Source organism: Streptomyces sp. NPDC059355, assembly GCF_042752335.1.
Lineage (GTDB): Bacteria > Actinomycetota > Actinomycetes > Streptomycetales > Streptomycetaceae > Streptomyces.
Genome location: NZ_JBHYXN010000001.1, coordinates 283,593 through 300,337 on the forward strand (window position 1 = coordinate 283,593; position 16,745 = coordinate 300,337).

Annotated in this window: 13 protein-coding genes; 2 read left to right on the plus strand and 11 right to left on the minus strand. The window is 71.6% G+C overall.

Annotated elements, in window-relative coordinates; genetic code table 11:
- Positions 1-53: 53 nt before the first annotated feature.
- From ACFXGI_RS01245 to ACFXGI_RS01270, 6 genes are all read right to left on the minus strand, one after another.
- Positions 54-1,385 carry a hypothetical protein gene (locus tag ACFXGI_RS01245; protein ID WP_384701444.1) on the minus strand — a complete coding sequence of 444 codons (1,332 nt, stop codon included), beginning with the start codon at positions 1,383-1,385 and terminating at the stop codon, positions 54-56.
- On the minus strand, positions 1,382-2,389 hold the full coding sequence (locus ACFXGI_RS01250; RefSeq protein ID WP_384701446.1) for a RimK family alpha-L-glutamate ligase: 1,008 nt from the start codon (positions 2,387-2,389) through the stop codon (positions 1,382-1,384). The genes ACFXGI_RS01245 and ACFXGI_RS01250 overlap by 4 nt, the downstream gene beginning before the upstream one ends.
- Before the next feature lie 84 nt (positions 2,390-2,473).
- A complete protein-coding gene (locus ACFXGI_RS01255) occupies positions 2,474-3,658 on the minus strand; it encodes an ATP-grasp domain-containing protein (RefSeq protein WP_384701449.1) in 1,185 nt (394 codons plus the stop codon).
- Positions 3,651-4,847, minus strand: a complete 1,197-nt coding sequence (locus tag ACFXGI_RS01260; RefSeq protein WP_384701452.1) for an MFS transporter — start codon at positions 4,845-4,847, stop codon at positions 3,651-3,653. The genes ACFXGI_RS01255 and ACFXGI_RS01260 overlap by 8 nt, the downstream gene beginning before the upstream one ends.
- Positions 4,844-6,043 (minus strand): acetyl-CoA carboxylase biotin carboxylase subunit family protein, encoded by a 1,200-nt coding sequence (locus ACFXGI_RS01265; RefSeq protein ID WP_384701455.1) that lies wholly within the window; start codon positions 6,041-6,043, stop codon positions 4,844-4,846. The genes ACFXGI_RS01260 and ACFXGI_RS01265 overlap by 4 nt, the downstream gene beginning before the upstream one ends.
- A gap of 61 nt (positions 6,044-6,104) precedes the next feature.
- Positions 6,105-7,118: a pyridoxal-phosphate dependent enzyme gene (locus ACFXGI_RS01270; RefSeq protein WP_384701458.1), complete on the minus strand. Its 1,014-nt coding sequence runs from the start codon at positions 7,116-7,118 to the stop codon at positions 6,105-6,107.
- 255 nt (positions 7,119-7,373) lie between these two features.
- Between ACFXGI_RS01270 and proB the strand changes: the two genes are divergently transcribed.
- Both proB and proC read left to right on the plus strand, forming a co-directional pair.
- Positions 7,374-8,501 carry a glutamate 5-kinase gene (gene proB, locus ACFXGI_RS01275; protein WP_384701834.1) on the plus strand — a complete coding sequence of 376 codons (1,128 nt, stop codon included), beginning with the start codon at positions 7,374-7,376 and terminating at the stop codon, positions 8,499-8,501.
- A 55-nt stretch (positions 8,502-8,556) separates the two neighbouring features.
- A complete protein-coding gene (gene proC / locus ACFXGI_RS01280; RefSeq protein WP_384701461.1) occupies positions 8,557-9,366 on the plus strand; it encodes a pyrroline-5-carboxylate reductase in 810 nt (269 codons plus the stop codon).
- Positions 9,367-9,378: 12 nt separating this feature from the next.
- On the opposite strand, the gene ACFXGI_RS01285 is transcribed toward proC, so the two are convergent.
- From ACFXGI_RS01285 to ACFXGI_RS01305, 5 genes are read right to left on the minus strand one after another with little or no spacing between them, the layout of a single operon-like run.
- On the minus strand, positions 9,379-10,398 hold the full coding sequence (locus tag ACFXGI_RS01285; RefSeq protein WP_384701464.1) for an ABC transporter substrate-binding protein: 1,020 nt from the start codon (positions 10,396-10,398) through the stop codon (positions 9,379-9,381).
- A 1-nt stretch (position 10,399) separates the two neighbouring features.
- Positions 10,400-12,373 carry an ABC transporter permease gene (locus ACFXGI_RS01290; RefSeq protein WP_384701467.1) on the minus strand — a complete coding sequence of 658 codons (1,974 nt, stop codon included), beginning with the start codon at positions 12,371-12,373 and terminating at the stop codon, positions 10,400-10,402.
- Positions 12,373-13,461, minus strand: coding sequence for a glycine betaine/L-proline ABC transporter ATP-binding protein (locus ACFXGI_RS01295; protein WP_384701470.1), 1,089 nt, complete (start codon positions 13,459-13,461; stop codon positions 12,373-12,375). Before ACFXGI_RS01295 ends, ACFXGI_RS01290 begins: the two co-directional genes overlap by 1 nt.
- Positions 13,458-14,984: a GMC family oxidoreductase gene (locus ACFXGI_RS01300; protein ID WP_384701473.1), complete on the minus strand. Its 1,527-nt coding sequence runs from the start codon at positions 14,982-14,984 to the stop codon at positions 13,458-13,460. Before ACFXGI_RS01300 ends, ACFXGI_RS01295 begins: the two co-directional genes overlap by 4 nt.
- The gene (locus ACFXGI_RS01305) at positions 14,981-16,489 is read right to left on the minus strand and encodes an aldehyde dehydrogenase family protein (protein WP_384701476.1); all 1,509 of its coding nucleotides are present in this window, start codon (positions 16,487-16,489) and stop codon (positions 14,981-14,983) included. Before ACFXGI_RS01305 ends, ACFXGI_RS01300 begins: the two co-directional genes overlap by 4 nt.
- Positions 16,490-16,745: the final 256 nt, after the last annotated feature.

A 16,745-nucleotide genomic window follows, 5' to 3' on the forward strand; every position in this document is an offset into this window, starting at 1 on the left:
TCCTTGCGTGCGCACGACGAGGGTGGGCATGGGCTGGATCCGGAAGAGACGGCTCAGGTGTCGAAGGTCAGGACACCGGCCGCCTCCGCACCGCTGGAGGCGTTGATCGCCGAGGCGGACCTCGGCGGGGCCTGGCGCAGGAACGTGCCGGCGAAGCGTCCGCCGAAGACCAGCGGGGCCAGGACCACCTCGCGCCCGGCCGGTTCCGCTCCGGGCACGTCGACGACGGCGGGGCGCAGCCGGCGCTGGAGGACGTAGGTCTCGCTCGGGTCGGCGAGGCGCTCCTCCAGCAGGGCCCGCCACTGCGCGTCGTCCTGGGTGAATCCGAAGGCCAGGTCCTTGCCCCCGTAGGCCGAGGCGGGTTTGCAGATGAGTTCCTCGCGTTCCGCGAGGGCGCGGTCGAGGGTGTCGGCCCGCAGCCGGAAGGTCAGCGGGACGTGTGCCCGCGCCAGGGCCCGCTCCTCGTCGCTCAGGAGGTGGTCGAACTCCGGCTCGGTGAGCAGGGCCAGGTTGGCCTTGTTGTCGTGGAGGGCCGTCGCCGGGGCGCCGATGAAGTCGAGCTTCTCGGCGATGTCGAGTTCCATCAGCTTGCGGGTGAGGGCGGGCGGTACGTACTTCTTGGTCTCGTGCCAGGTGTACATGGTGACGACCACGTCGATCCGCCTGCCCTCGAAGGAGGCTCCTTCCTCGTCGAGTTCGAGGTCGGTGACGAGGCCGCAGCTGACCTCGTATCCGCCCGAGCGGATCATGTCGACGAAGAACCGCCGGCCCGAGTCGGAGTCCGCGGGGTTCGCGATCGCCTCGAACACGTGCAGCGGCCGCTCCGTGTCGTGGTCGCGCAGCAGGCCGACGAACATGTCCAGCCAGATGTGCGAGGTGGCGGCGGATTCCGGGATGAGGCCGCGCTCCGCGAGGAAGCGGGCGTAGTCCGTGTCGAGCGTGGCCTCGGTGTAGGGGGCGATCGTGCTCATGCCTCCCATCGGAGTGGAGACGTTGAGCTCGACCAGTTGGAGTCCGTGGTCGGTCACGACCAGGTCCGGCCGCATGATCGACGTGGCCGCGCGGCCCGTGCGCGGGTGGCGCAGCGCGCTGACCATCAGATCCGCGTCCTCGGCGGGGACGCCGAGGTACCCGGCCCAGGCCTCCAGGTCGTCGCCGAAGGCGCGGCGGGGGAAGTCCGAGACCAGCTCGGCGAGGCGCAGGCCGAGGTCGGTGACCTCGTCGGCTGCCGCTCCGTGGAAGACGACGGGCGGGTACGCGTGGACCCAGCCGGGGCGGTGGAGCCGCTTCTGGAATCGCTCGTTGTCCGCGTCGGCCGCGCCGGTGGCGGCGAATTCCGTCCAGGCGACGGTGGCTCGCGGGTCGAGCGATGACCAGGCGGTCACGAGATCTTCCCGGCGGTGCGCAGTGCGGCGAGGACGGCGTTGACGGTCTCGGAGGACTGGTCGACGCCGGTGGCCCGGAAGGAGTAGTTGAGCCCGCCCGGGTTCACCAGGTTGAACTCCATGATGTATGGGTAGGCCATGTCGATGCCGGAGTAGAAGATGCCCAGGTCCATCATGCGCTTGCCGAGGTCGCGGACGAACGCGTCCTCCTCCGGGGTCAGGGTGAGGCCCTCGAACTTGGTGCCGAGCGTGACGTTGGCCCGGTCGTCGTTGTCGAAGTGGAAGCGGCGGAAGCCGCAGACCGGGACGTCGCCGGCGATGATCACGCGCTTCTCGTTGCTGCGGACGTTGGGGATGTACTCCTGCACGGCCGTGTACCGCTTGGAGAGCCCGATGATGTTGCGGCTGTACATCTCGTAGCGCGGCACGGCGTTGCCGGTGGCGGCCTGGAGCAGTGCGGGGCGGTTGCGCTCGTTCTTGTTGACGAAGTACACGCCGGCGCCGCAGCCCTCGTTGGTCGGCTTGAGCACCCAGGTGCGGTTCTCGTCGGATTCGACCAGCTCGGTGAGGTACTCGAAGTCGTTCGAGACGTACGAGGCGGGCAGGTGTTCCGCGGGGACCGCCGCACCCAGGGTGATCTTGGAGTTGAGGTAGAAGAGGGCGGAGGCGTCGTTGACGAACGGCACGCGCTGGTTGAGCAGCCACAGCAGCTGGAAGGAGTCGGCGAGCGCCTCGGGGTGGGTGCCGGTGAGCACCCAGACCAGGTCGAAGTCCTCGGCGGAGGCGTAGGACTCGCTCAGTGCGGGGAAGTCGTGGCCGGTCAGGTACTCCTCGCTGAGCTGCACCCGGTCGACGACCACGGTGTTGTCGTGCAGGCAGAGGGTGTCGATGTCGCCGATGTGGACGTCGTGCCCTTCGCGGTGGAGCGCACTCGGAATGATCGAGTGGTTGTCGAGCCGGAATTTCGCTGCCTCGGATACGAGGACCAGGATCTTGTACGACATGGGAAGTGCCTTTCGGGCGCTGGCGTGTCGGCGTGCCGGGTGCACGGGGGGGGATGGGTGGGTCGGTGGAGCGGGCGGGGAGGCTCAGCGGCCGGTGGTGAGGGTGCGTACGGCGAGGTCGAGACGGCTCTCCAGCTCCTCGCGGTCGGCCCCGAAGGCGACCACGAAGCCGTGCCGGTCTCCGGACCGGTGGATCTCCGGGGGGAGTTGGCCCGCCGTGACGGCGATGGCGACTTCCGTGACCCCGGGGAGGGCGGCGACCGCCGCGGTCTGCGCGTCGGTGACCGTGAGCGGCACCGTGCGGTCGAAGGTGACGTAGCGGATCCCGGCGACGCGGTCGCGGGTGGGGGCGCCAGGGACGGGCAGGCCGAGGAGGTCCGCCATGGCCTGTTCGAAGACGTCCTCGCCGAGTGCCAGGTCCAGCATGTCGCTGAGCCGGTCGCCGCCGGGGCGGCCGTGCGACTCGATGAGGCGGGGCCCCTTGGCCGTGAGCATGACCTCGGTGTGCGAGGGGCCCGTACGGTAGCCCGCCGCGTCCAGGGTCGCGGTGACCAGGGCGGCGACCGCCTCCTCGTCCTGCGGGTCGAGCCGTACGGGCAGCGTGTGTCCGGTCTCGACGAATCCGGGTGCGCCGGTGGTCGCCTTCTCCGTGATCGCGAGGATCCGGTGGCCGGCGGACGAGCTCATCGCCTCCACGCTGTACTCGGTCCCCACGAGGAACTCCTCGACGAGGTGCGGGGTCTTGAAGTCCAGCGAGGCCAGGTGGCTTTCGAGTTCCCGGGGCCCCGCGAGGTGGCGCACCCCGGCGCTGCCGGTGCCGTCGGCCGGCTTCACGATGCAGGGGTAGCCGATGGCCTCGACGGCCGGGGCGATCTGGCTCTTCTGCGTGCACAGCCGGTACGCGACGGGCGCGCCGGCCCGGTCGCCCACCGCGGAGCGCAGCTTCGCCTTGTCCTTGAACGCCTCCATGGCTTCGGGCGGGTTGCCGGGCCAGCCGAGGCGGCGGTTGACCAGCGCGGCCACGGAGCAGCCCAGTTCGCCGAAACCGAAGCAGCTGACCGGGGCGGGCAGGTCGAGCGCGCGCAGCCGCTCGACGAGGTCCTCGGGGTCGGTCGTCCACGGGGAGTGGAAGGCCAGTCCCGGACCGTCCGCGGGCAGCGGCCTGCCGGGTTCGGGGACGGTCACGGTGGCGGCGCCCAGCTTCCGGGCCGCGGCCAGGACATGGCTGCGCGGATTGAGCAGCACGACGGTCGGCTGTGTGTCAGGCATGGCGCGTACGCACTTTCGGTAGGAGGAGACAGATCGCCGCGGCGGCGAGGGAGGAGCCGACGAGCACCAGCCAGACCTCGCTGCCGCCGCGCGCGGTCTGCAGCAGGTAGCCGCTCGCGCTGGAGCCGAACAGGCTGCCGAGGGCTCCGGCCGCGCTCATCGCGCCGAGGGCGAGCCCGGTGCGGCGGGTGGCGGCGGCGTTCACCGCCTGTTCGTCGAGGCTGGGGCCGATCAGCATCTCCGCCAGCGTGACCGGCACCACGAAGGCGAGCAGCGAGTACCACCCGGCGAGCGGTATCAGCGTGGCGTAGGCGCAGGCGAAGGCGAGGAAGCCGAGGACCAGCAGGGTTCGGGCGGTGGTGCGGCGGAACACGTGACGCAGCAGGGTGTACTGGAACAGCACGACGAGCAGGCCGTTGGCCGTGAACACCACCGAGATCGCGGCGGTGCTGCCGGTCATCTCGTTCGCGGTGATCGGGAGCAGGACGTTGAGCTGGCTGTAGATCGCCCAGTAGGCGACCCCCAGCCCGCACAGGGGCAGCCATTGGCGCAGGGTCCACGGCGTGGCGGGAGCGCCGTCCGGCGCCGGGGCGGGCGCCCGTCCCGCGGCGGGCCGTGACCGGGAGGCCGTCACGGACCGTCGCAGGACCAGGCAGGTGCCGAGGACGAGGTGCGAGAGCACGCAGGCCGCCAGGATCCAGCCGAACCCGAGCGGATACACCGCGGCGCCGAGCGCGGGCCCGGCCACGACCCCGACGTTCACGAACGTCGAGCGCAGCGCGAGCATCGTGCGCGGATCGGCGCCCTCCTGCGAGACGAGCAGTGTCTTGGTCGACAGGCCCAGCAGCGAGCCGCCGACCCCGACCGCCACGATTCCCGCCACGAGCGGCGCCTGATCGCCGCCGCCTCCGAGCCCTAGGAGCACGTAGCCCAGGACGCGCAGAAGGAAGCCGGCGGACATCACCCTGTGGGCGCCGAACCGGTCGACCAGCAGCCCGGTCAGGAGCGAGAACGCCTGGCCGGAGAAGGCGAGCAGACCGACCAGGAAGCCCGTGCGGCCCGCCGGTATGCCCTGCGCCGTCAGTTCGATGGCCAGCAGGGGAAGGAACATGAAGGTGGTGAGGCCGGTGAAGAGCACCGCCACCAGCAGGAGGCGCGCGGTGGGGGACGCCTCGCGCCAGGCGTTCACGGCGCGGGGACCCGGGCGGGTTCGTCGGCCTCGGTCAGGTTGTCCAGGATCCACTCCTCGACCTGGAGCAGGCGCTGCTCCACCTCGGCGGTGTCGGCCCCGCGGACCAGGGCGAAGCAGAGGTTGGAGGTGCTGTTCTGGGCCACGGCGCCGGGCGCGAGCTGCTCGTTGACCTGGTAGTGCTCGACCCAGTCGAACGGCAGGGTCTGCGGTGCGCGCACCGGGCGGCCCGGGGGGACGATGCCGATGGAGCCCCGGAGTTCGGCCGGCGGGGCGGTCGGCGCGGGGTCCACGGGCAGACCGCAGGACAGCCTCAGCCAGGTGGCGTGCAGGTCGAGGCCGTAGGTCATGCGGGTGAGGGCGGGGATGCGGGAGCCGCCGACGCGGGAGGCGATCTCGCACAGCACGAATTCGTCCTCGGGCGTGCGGAACACCTCGAGATGGTAGGCGCCGACTTCCGGGGTGTCGAAGGCTTCGAGGACCCGGTCGAGGAACTCCTCCAGCCGCTGTGCCCGTTTGTCACCCGGGTCGAGCTGGAGCGAGCCGTTGTTCCGGCCCGAGAGGACGCCGAGGCAGTCCCGCAGGTACCGGGAGGAGGCCACGAACCGGTAGCCGGGCGCCAGGATCGCGTCGACGTGGTAGATCTCGCCGTCGACGAAGTCCTCGACCATGAGGTCCTCGCGCCAGTGGCGGCGGCTGAACCCCATCAGGTCGTCCTCGTCGCGCAGCACCACGATGTCGCGCGAACCGCCCTGGCTCACCGGCTTGACGACGACCGGGTAGTCGTTCTCCTCGATGAACCGGGTGAGGTCGACGATCGTCTTCAGCCGGGCGTAGCGCGGGGTGGCGACCGTACGGCCGGCGGTCTGCTTCATGACGACCTTGTCGCGGAACTGCCGTGCGCTGCGCGCCGACTGGCCGGGGATGCCGAGGTCCTCACGGATGCGCGCGGCCCGCTCGAGGTCGTACTCGTTGTCGGTGATGACGTGCGCGAAGCGGCGGGTCCGCGCCAGCTGCCGGATGCGCAGTTCGGCGTAGGGGACGAACTCGCAGTCCTGGACGTGTTCGTAGGAGCCGAGCCCCGCGGTGTGCGCGAGCGGGTTGTGGCTGTAGACGTGGAGCCCGCCCGCCAGCTCGTGGAGCATGGCCGGATAGTCGTGTTGGGCGCCATAATTGATGATGGCGACATCGGTCATGGGTGCTGCCTCGGATTCTTTACGGTGGAATTAGGCGAGCCAGGGTCGGCTGTGCGGGCATTCAGCCCTGCAGGGCGAGCACCGGGAGGTCGTCCTGGACGCTGTACGGCCTTCGCCCCCAGTTCATCGTGCACCAGGGTCCGGTCATCTCCTCCAGCGCGGATATGACCACGGGCCGGTATTCGGGGTCCTCGACGAGCGGGCCGTCGGGCGGGAAGACCTGCTTGATGTAACGGTGTCCGGGGTCGGCCGCCATGAAGACGACGGGACCGCCGGAGGGCGCCGTCGACCGGATGTACCGGGCGGCCTGCCAGCCGGCGCCCGCGGACAGTCCGGCGAAGACGCCCGTGGTGGAGAGCAGGTGGCGGCAGCCCGCGGCCGACACGTCGAAGTCGACCCAGTGGATGTCGTCGTAGGCGCTGTAGTCGATGTTGTCGAAGCGGATGCCGCTGCCGATCCCGGCGATGATGAACCCGTCGAGCGGGAAGTTCTCGGAGCCGAAGGAGCGGCTGCCGAACGGCTGGATTCCGGCCACCCGGACGTTGGGGCAGGACTCGCGCAGGTAGCGGCTCATCGCGCTCGTCGACGCGCCGGTCCCGACGCCGCCGACCAGGGTCATCTCCGCCCAGCCCAGCTCCTTGAGGAGCAGCTCCGCGACGTGTTCGTAGCCGGCGTAGTGCACGTCGTCGTGGTACTGCTGCATCCAGTACGCGTCCGGATTGCGCCGCAGGTAGTCGTGGACGAGCCGGACGCGCGCCTCCTGGTCGTGCTGGAGGTTGGCGCCGCCGCCGGAGACCTGGTCGTAGGTGGCACCGAGGTACTTGAGCTGCGTCTTGATGCCGTCGTCGACCGCGACGGACGCGAAGACGTGGCACTTGAGACCCAGCTCGCGGCAGACCAGGGCGAGCGCGTGGCCGTAGATGCCGCTGGAGCTGTCGACGAGGGTCTGGCCGTGCCGGATCACCCCGCGCGCCAGCAGTTCCTTGACCGCCCGGTAGACCGAGGTCACCTTCATGACCTCGAACCGGAGAACGTATATGCCGTCGCCGAGATCTATCAGATCCGGTTGGGCCATTTTCTCAGTGAATGACGAATACACCGTACTCCGTACTCCCTTCTTCGTTTCTGGGCTGCGGGCCTATCAGATGCCCCGCAAAAAATGGGGCAGGTGGCTACTGAATCGATCCTGAACGATTCCCGGAGGCCGGGAACGAAACGGGAACGGCATGTGGCTGAATCGGATCCCCGCAGCCGTCGCCCCACCGCCCCGAGGAGAGCTCTCGTGACACCCGAAGCCGCGCCGGACGAGCCGCGCACCGAGCGCGCGGATGTGGCCGAGGCCCACCGGATCGTGGTCAAGATCGGCTCCTCCTCACTCACTTCGGACTCCGGACGGCTCGATCCGGCCCGGCTGGCCGCGCTGGTCGAGGTCCTGGCCGGGCTGCACGGGCAGGGCAAGAGCGTCGTCCTGGTCTCCTCCGGCGCCGTCGCGGCGGGACTCGCCCCGCTGGGACTGACCGCGCGGCCCGCCGAACTGTCCGCGCAGCAGGCGGCCGCCAGTGTCGGGCAGGGGCTGCTCATGGGCACCTACGGCGCGGAGTTCGGCCGGTACGGCATCCAGGTGGGGCAGGTGCTGCTCACGGCGGGCGACATCACCCGCCGCGACCACTACCACAACGCCCGGCGCACCCTGAAGAAGCTGATGCTCATGGGGATCGTGCCGGTCGTCAACGAGAACGACGTCGTCGCCACCCACGAGGTCCGCTTCGGGGACAACGACCGACTCGCGGCGCTGGTCGCCGAGTTGATCGGCGCCGACCTGCTCGTCCTCCTCTCCGACGTGGAGGCCCTGTACGACGGGGACCCGCTGGCCCCCGGAACCGGCCCGATCGCCGAGATCCGCGGACCGGCCGACCTCGCCGGGATCCGTACGGGCACCCCGGGACGCTCGGGGGTCGGAACGGGCGGCATGGGGGCCAAGGTCCAGGCGGCGATGACCGCGGCGAGCGCCGGGATCCCCGTCGTGCTGGCCGCGGCCTGGCACGCCGCGCCGGCGCTGGCGGGCGGGCAGACGGGAACGTACTTCCACGCCGCCCGGCAGCGGCCCGCGGAGCAGTTGTTCTGGCTCGCCCACGCCACGGCGCCGCAGGGCCGGATCGCCCTCGACGCCGACACGGTGCGGGGCGTACGGGAGCAGGGCCGGCCCGTGCTGTGGACCGGAGTCACCGCCGTCGAGGGGCAGTTCACGGCGGGCGACCCGGTGGACCTCGCCGACGGCGCGGGCAGGCCCGTCGCCCGCGGGCTCGCCCGGCTGGCCTCCGGCGACCTGATCCGGCTGCTCGCCGGTCTCCCCGTACCGGACGAGGGGCCCGCCGCTCCGGCGTGTCCCGAGGTCGTCGGCGCGCAGGACGTGGCCCTGTACGCACCGCACCCGTACGCGGAGACGGGCTCGGGGTGACCGGGCCGGCCGCCCCCGCTTCTCTTCCGTCACTTCCACCACGAGGGAGCAAGTCATGACGTGCAAGGTCGCCGTGCTCGGCGCGGGCAAGATGGGTGAGGCACTTCTCGGCGGTCTGCTGCGCTCCGGCTGGCCTGCCCAGGCGCTCGGGGTCACCTGCCGCGGCAAGAAGCGGGCCGCCGAGATCGAGGCGCGCCACGGGGTCGCGCCGATGGGCAACACGGACGCCGCCGCGTGGGCCGACGTGCTGATCCTCGCGGTGAAGCCGCAGGACATGGGTGCGCTGCTGGAGGAGGTCTCCCCCGCGATCGCGCCCGGGGCCCTGCTGATCAGCGTGGCGGCCGGGCTGACGACGGCCTTCTTCGAGGAGCGGGTCCCGGCCGGCGTCGCGGTGGTCCGGGCGATGCCCAACACGGCGGTGCTGGTCGACGAGGGGATGACCGTGCTCTCCGGCGGCAGCCACGCCTCGCAGCAGCACGTGGAGCAGGCCGCGGAGCTGTTCCGCGGAGTCGGCCACACCCTCACCGTGCCGGAGGCCCAGCAGGACGCCGCGACGGCCCTCTCGGGGTCGGGGCCCGCCTACTTCTACTTCCTCGTCGAGGCGATGACGGACGCGGGCGTCCTGCTGGGGCTTCCGAGGGACAAGGCCCACGAGCTCGTCGTACGCAGCTCCGTGGGCGCCTCGGTCATGCTGCGCGACTCCGGTACGCACCCGGTCAAGCTCCGCGAGGCGGTCACCTCACCGGCGGGCACCACCATCAGCGCGGTGCGCGAGCTGGAACGGCACGGCGTGCGCGCCGCGCTGATGGCGGCCCTGGAGGCCGCTCGCGACCGCAGCAGCGAGCTGGCCGCCTCGTACGGGTGAGCCGAACGGGCGTCAGGACGGAAGCCACGCCCGCCAGGTGGCCTCGTTCGCCTTCACCCAGCGGGCCGCCGCCTCCTGCGGCGCCAGCTTCTCCTCCGCGATCATCAGGGAGACGTCGTTCTGCATCTCGGTCGTCCAGCGGAACTTCTTCAGGAAGGCGGCGGCGTCGCCTCCGCCGTCCGCGAAGCGGGCGTTGAGGAACTTGCGCAGGGGGGTGTGCGGGTACGCGCAGGCCACCTTCTCCGCGTCGGCGTCGCAGCCTTCCTCGTGGGCGGGCAGCTTCACCTCCGTCATCGGGACCTTCTCGAACAGCCACTGGGGCTTGTACCAGTAGCTCAGGAAGGGCTTCTTCTCCTTGGCGAACTGCTTGATCTGCGTGATCTGCGCCGCCTCGGAACCCGCGAACACGACCTGGTAGTCGAGGCCCAGGTTCTTCACGAGCGCCTTGTCGTTCGTCACGTAGGACGGGGAGCCGTCCATCAACTGGCCCTTGCTGCCGCTCTCCGCCGTACGGAAGTCTTTCGCGTACTTGTTCAGATTCTTCCAGTCGGTGACGTCGGGCTGCTGTTCGGCGAAGTACGTCGGTACGAACCAGCCGATGTGGCCGGTCACCCCGAGCTCGCCACCCGGCTTGATCGTCGCCTTGTCGTCGACGTACCGCTTCTCCTGCTCGGGGTGGCCCCAGTCCTCCAGGAGGGCGTCCACCCGGCCCTGGCTGAGCGCGTCCCAGGCGGGCACCTCGTCGATCTGGACGGTGTCCACCCGGTAGCCGAGCTCGTGCTCCAGCAGGTACTGGGCGACGGCGACGTTGGCCTGCGCGCCCACCCACGACTGGACGGACAGCGTCACCGTACGGGAGCCCTTCGCGTCGGCGTACGGGGAGGCCTGGCGGGTCATGTCGGCGGCGCCGCAGCCGGTGAGGGCGGTCAGGGCCACGGCGGCCGCGAGGGCGGCGAAGCGGGTACGGGGTGCGGCGCGGCCCGTGCGGGCCGCGGTGAGGCGTGTGCGGGCGGTGAGGCGTGTGCGAGCCATGTCAGGCCCCCTTTCCGGCGAGGTCGCGACGGTCCGTCGGCTGCGTGACGCGGTCGAGCATCAGGCCGAGGCAGACGATCGCGGCGCCGGCGACCAGACCGGTCGCCAGGTCGCCCTGGGCGAGGCCGAAGACCGCGTCGTAGCCGAGCGCCCCGCCGCCCACGAGGCCGCCGATGACGACCACGGCGAGGACCAGCACCACGCCCTGGTTGACGGCCAGCAGCAGCGCGGGGCGGGCCAGCGGCAGCTGGACCTGGAACAGCTGCTGGCGCCCGGTGGCGCCCAGCGAGCGCGCGGACTCCAGCGCGGCCGGGTCCACCGCGCGTACGCCCTGGGCGGTGATCCGCACCACGGCGGGCAGCGCGTAGACCACGGCGGCGGCGACCGCCGGGGCGCGGCCGACGCCGAACAGGGCGACCACGGGGATCAGGTACACGAACTGCGGCATCGTCTGGAAGACGTCGAGGACCGGACGCAGCGCGCGCCCCAGGCGGGTGCTGCGCGCCGCGGCGACCCCGAGTGCGAAGCCGAGCAGCAGGGTCACGGCGACGGCGGCCAGCACCTGGGACAGCGTGTCGAGCGCCGGGTCCCAGACGCCGAGCACGCCGATGGCGGCCATGGCGAGGACGGCGGTCACGGCGGTGCGCCAGGTGCCGATGAGCAGGGCGAGGGTGGCGACGGCCAGCAGGACCGCCCACCAGGGCAGCCATTGCAGGCCGTCGCGCAGCGGGCCCAGGACCCAGGTGGTGAACCGCGCCGCCCAGTCGGCGGTGCCGCCGACGAGGGGCACGCCGGAGTAGAGGTGGGCGGTCATCCAGTCGACCGTCCGGTTGACGGGTCCGGCGATGTCCACCGTCCACCCGTCGGGCCACGACAGCCGGTCCGCCAGGCGCCCGCCGACGGCGAGGGCGGCGGTCACCGCGGCCGCGACGGGCCAGCCGAGCCGGGACCGGCCGGGACCGGCCGTGCCGATCCGCTCCCCCGCCGCGGCGGTGACCCGGTCCAGGACGACGGCGAGCAGCACGATCGGCACACCGGCGGCGAGCGCGGCGCCCACGTCGACGGAGGCGAGCGCCTGGTACACGCGGTCGCCGAGGCCGCCCGCGCCGATGACGGACGCGATCACGGCCATGCCCAGCGCCATCATGATCGACTGGTTGACGCCGAGCAGCAGTTCCTTGCGGGCCAGCGGCAGCCGGACGGTCAGCAGCCGCTGCCTGCCGGTCGCGCCGAGGGAGGTGGCCGCCTCCACGACTCCGGCGTCCGCGCCGCGCAGCCCGAGTGCGGTGAGACGGGCCATGGGCGGAGCCGCGTAGACGACGGTCGCGAGGACGGCGGCGGGCACACCGATGCCGAAGACCAGGACGACGGGCAGGAGGTAGGCGAAGGCCGGCAACACCTGCATGGTGTCCAGCACGGGCCGCAGGATCCGGTGCATGCGCTCCGACAGCCCGGCGGCCAGCCCCAGCAGGCCTCCGACCAGTACGGACGCGGCGACGGCGACCACCATCAGGGCGAGCGTCTGCAGGGTGGGCACCCACATGCCGAGCAGTCCGCACGCGGCGAACGCGGCGACGGAGGTCAGTGCGAGGCGTACTCCCGCGACCCGCCAGGCCACCAGTCCGGCGGCGGCGGTGACGCCGGCCCAGCCGAGGGCGAGCAGCAGCAGGTACACCGCGCGGACGGAGACGACCACGAGGTTGCTGACATGGCCGAGGAAGTAGAGGAACAGCGGGTGGCCGTCCCGGTTGTCGATGATCCAGTCACTCGTGCGGTCGAGCGGCCCGGACAGGTCGACGGAGAGCGAAGCCGGCCAGCTGCCTCCGCCCAGGAGCACGGAGCCGAGGACGAGCGCGAGGGCCGCGCCCGCGCCGATCAGCCGGCCGCGGTGGCGCACGAGCGCGCGCAGCCCACCGGGCCGGGTGGCATCGGCGGTCGTGCCGCCCGGCGGCGGCCAGGTCGTATGGGCATACATCAGGCCACCGCCTTCCCCGGCGCGACCGGTACCCCGGCGACGACACCGAGGAGTCCCGCGTGGTCGACCACACCGAGGCAGCGGCCGTCCTCGACGACCCGCGCGTTCTCGCCGGTACGGGCGACGGCCTCGATGGCCTCGTGGACGGTGGCACCGGGGTCGAGCGCGGGGCCGGTGTCGCGCTCGCCTGCGAGGGCGGGGCGCATCGCCGAGCGGACGGTCAGCACCTGCTCGCGCGGCACGTCCCGGACGAAGTCCCTGACGTAGTCGTCGGCGGGGGCGCCCACGATCTCCTCCGGCGTGCCGAGCTGCACGATCCGGCCGCCCTGCATCAGCGCGATGCGGTCGCCGAGCTTCAGCGCCTCGCTCAGGTCGTGCGTGATGAAGACCATCGTGCGCCCCTCCTCCCGGTGCAGGCGTACGACCTCCTCCTGCATGTCCCGCCGGATGAGCGGGTCGAGCGCGCTGAACGGCTCGTCGAAGAGCAGGACTTCGGGGTCCACCGCGAGTGCGCGGGCGAGGCCCACGCGCTGCTGCTGGCCTCCGGACAGCTGGCTCGGCCTGCGCTGCTCCATGCCGTCCAGGCCGACCTTGGCGACGAACTCCGCCGCGCGCTCGCGCCGTTCGGCGCGCCCCACGCCCTGGATCTCCAGCCCGTAGGCGATGTTGTCGAGCACCGTGCGGTGCGGCAGCAGCCCGAAGTGCTGGAAGACCATCGCCGCCCGGTGCCGGCGCAGCTCGCGGAGCCGGCCGGTGTCCATGGACAGCACGTCCTCCCCGTCGATGGAGATCGTGCCCGAGGTCGGCTCGATGAGCCGGGTCAGGCAGCGTACGAGCGTCGACTTGCCCGAGCCCGACAGGCCCATGACGACGAAGACCTCGCCCTTGCGGACGTCGAAGGAGACGTCCCGGACGGCGGCGGTGCAGCCGGTGCGCTCGCGCAGTTCGGCGGCGTCGAGGGAGGCGAGCTCCTTGTCGGCGGGTACGCGGTCGGCCTTGGGACCGAAGACCTTCCACAGGTCGCGTACGGAGAAGACGGAGTCCGCGGGGGGCCGGAGCTCGGTCGCGGTGTGATGTGCGGTGTTCATCGGGTGGTGCCTCCCAGCAGGTCGGCGCACTTCTCGCCGACCATGAGGACGCCGATCATCGGGTTCACGGCGGTCATGGTGGGGAATACGGAAGCGTCGGCGATCCGGATGCCGTCGAGGCCCCGGATCCGCAGGTCGGGTGCGACGACGGCGAGTTCGTCGTCGACGGCCCCCATCCGGCAGGTGCCGGCGGGGTGGTAGACGGTGTGCGCGACATGGCGCGCGTACGCGCTGAGTTCCTCTTCGGAGGTCACCTCCGGCCCCGGGCAGACCTCGCGCTTGAGCCATCCGGCCAGCGGTTCGCTCGCCGCGATCCGCCGGGCGATGCGGATCCCGTCGACGAGGGTCCGGCCGTCGTAGTCGTCCTCGTCCGTGAAGTAGCGGAAGTCGAGGGCGGGCTTGGCCTCGGGGTCGGCGCTCGTCAGGTAGAGCCGGCCGCGGCTGCGCGGCTTGGGGATGTTCGGGGTCATCGACACGCCGTGCGCGGGCCGTTCGTAGCCCAGGCGTTCGGGGTTGTCGGTGAAGGGGATCTGGTAGAAGTGAAACATCAGGTCCGGGCCCTCGGCCGCCGGGTCCCGGCGGACGAACAACCCGGCGTCGGAGTCCATCGCGGAGTTCTCCGGGATCGGGCCGTGCGTCTCCCACACGATGACCGACTCGGGGTGGTCGAGCAGGTTCTCGCCGACGCCCGGCAGGTCGTGCACGACGGGAATGCCGAGCTTCTCCAGGTCGGCGCGCGGACCGATGCCGGAGTGCAGCAGCAGGCGCGGGGTGTCCACGGCCCCGGCGCACACCAGGACTTCGCGCCGGGCGCGTACGACGTGCTCCGCGCCCTCCTTGGTACGGATGTGCACACCGGTCGCGCGGGTGCCCTCCACCTCCAGCCGGAACGCCCAGGTCTCCAGGGCGATGTGCAGGTTCGGCCGGTCCAGGAACGGGTGCAGGTAGGCGACGGAGGCGGAGGACCGCTTGTTGTTCTCCGGGTGGTAGGCGAGGTCGAAGAAGCCTGCGCCCTCGTGGAACGCAGCCCTGTTGAAGCCCTCGACGCGCGGAACGCCGAGCGCGGTCTGCGCCGCGTCGACGAAGTCCCGGGCGATCGCGTTCCGGTCGGCCTCGTCGACGGGGACGATGTTGTTGCGCAGCCGGGCGAAGTAGGGGTCCATGGCTGCCGCGTCCCACCCCTCGGCGCCGGCTTCGGCCCACTCGTCCCAGTCGGAGGGCAGGGGCTTGAACGCGATGAGGGTGTTGTGCGAGGAGCAGCCGCCCAGCACCCGCGCGCGGCTGTGGCGGATGTGCGAGTTGCCGCGGGGCTGTTCGGTGGTGGGGTAGTCGTAGTCCAGTTCGCCGCCGAGCAGGCCCATCCAGCGGCGCAGGGTGAGGACGTCGTCGCGGCCGACGTCGCTGGGGCCGCCCTCGATGACGGCGACGCTGACGTCCGGGTCCTCGGTCAGCCGGGAGGCGATCACCGAACCGGCGGTGCCGCCGCCGACGACGACGTAGTCGTACACGTGCTGGTCGTTCATGCCCGGTCCTTCTCCTTCGCGCCCGCGAACCAGCGCACGGGGCGCGGGGCGAGGTTCTGGTAGATGTGCTTGGCCTCGCGGTATTCGCCGAGGCCGCCGGGGCCCAGTTCGCGGCCGATGCCGGACTTCCCGAAGCCGCCCCACTCCGCCTGCGGCAGGTAGGGGTGGAAGTCGTTGATCCATACGGTGCCGTGGCGCAGCGCGGCCGCGACACGGCGGGCACGGTCCCCGTCGGAGGTCCACACCGCTCCGGCGAGGCCGTACTCGGTGTCGTTGGCGAGGGCGACGGCCTCCTCCTCGGTGCGGAAGGTCTCCACGGTGAGGACGGGGCCGAAGACCTCCTCGCGGACGACGCGCATGCCGCGGTGGCACCGGTCCAGGACGGTGGGCCGGAAGAAGTAGCCGGGGCCGGCCGGCTTCTCGCCGCCCGCGCGCAGGACCGCGCCCTCGGCGAGGGCGGAGGCCACGTACTCCTCGGTCCGGGCCAGCTGGGCCGCAGAGACGAGCGGACCGCATTCGACGCCCTTGTCGGTGCCGCGCCCCAGCCGGATCAGCTCGGCCCGGCGGGCGAGCTCGGCGACGAAACGATCGCGCAGCGGCTCCTCGACGATGAGGCGGGAGCCGGCGGAGCAGACCTGGCCGCTGTGGATGAAGGCGGCGTTGAGCGCCTGGTCGACGGCGGTGTCGAACGCGTCGGGCGTCGAACAGGCGTCGGCGAAGATCACGTTGGGATTCTTGCCGCCCAGTTCGAGGGCGACCTTCTTCACGCTGTCGGCGGCCGCCCTGGCCACCTTCGTACCGCTGACGAGACCGCCCGTGAACGAGATCAGGTCGACATCGGGGTGTTCGGCGAGCCGGGCGCCGACCGTACCGCCGGGGCCGGTGACGATGTTGGCCGCGCCGAGCGGGAGTCCGGCTTCCAGGAGCAGTTCGATCAGCGCGACGGTGGTCAGCGGGGTGATCTCACTGGGCTTGATCACGAACGTGTTGCCGGCGGCGAGTGCGGGAGCGATCTTCCAGCTGGCCTGGAGCAGCGGATAGTTCCACGGCGTGATCAGGGCGCAGACCCCGACCGGCTCGTGCACGACGACACTGCGGATCTCGTCCGAACCGGCGTCGACGACCCGTGCGCCGTTCTCGTTCGCCACGAGGTCGGCGAAGTAGAGGAAGGCGTCGCGGACGCAGTCGACGTCCACGCGGCCCTCCTCCAGGGTCTTGCCCGCGTCCTGGCTCTCCAGGGCGCCGATCCGCTCGCGGTCGCGCTCCAGCAGGGCGGCGACCCGTCGCAGCAGGGCGGCCCGCTCGGCGACCGGCGTACGGGGCCAGGCACCGTCGTCGAAGGCGGCTCGTGCCGCGGCGACGGCTTCGTCGGTGTCCTGGACGCCGCCCTCCGCCACGACCGCGAACGCGGTCGCGTCGACGGGGTCGATGATCTCGCGGGTGGCGCCGGAGAGGGCTGTGCGCCACTCTCCGCCCACATGGATGCTCTGTTGTGCTGCGGTCACGTTGCGTATTGCCTTTCGTCCTCTGAATCCCCCTGCCGGGTTGCACCGACACGAACCGGCCGCCTGCCCCGGGTCCCCACATCCATGCGCAATACCTAGCGGAGAGTGTTCTTGTTCACGCTCGAAGGAGGGGCAAATAGGGACATGTAACGCAGGTGGCACGGTCTGGAATTCACAGAGGTCTACCGCTGCCGCAGGCCGTCACGCAGGGTAAAGGCGGGCGTTCGGCTCCGGCCGCGTGAAATGGCCACCCCCG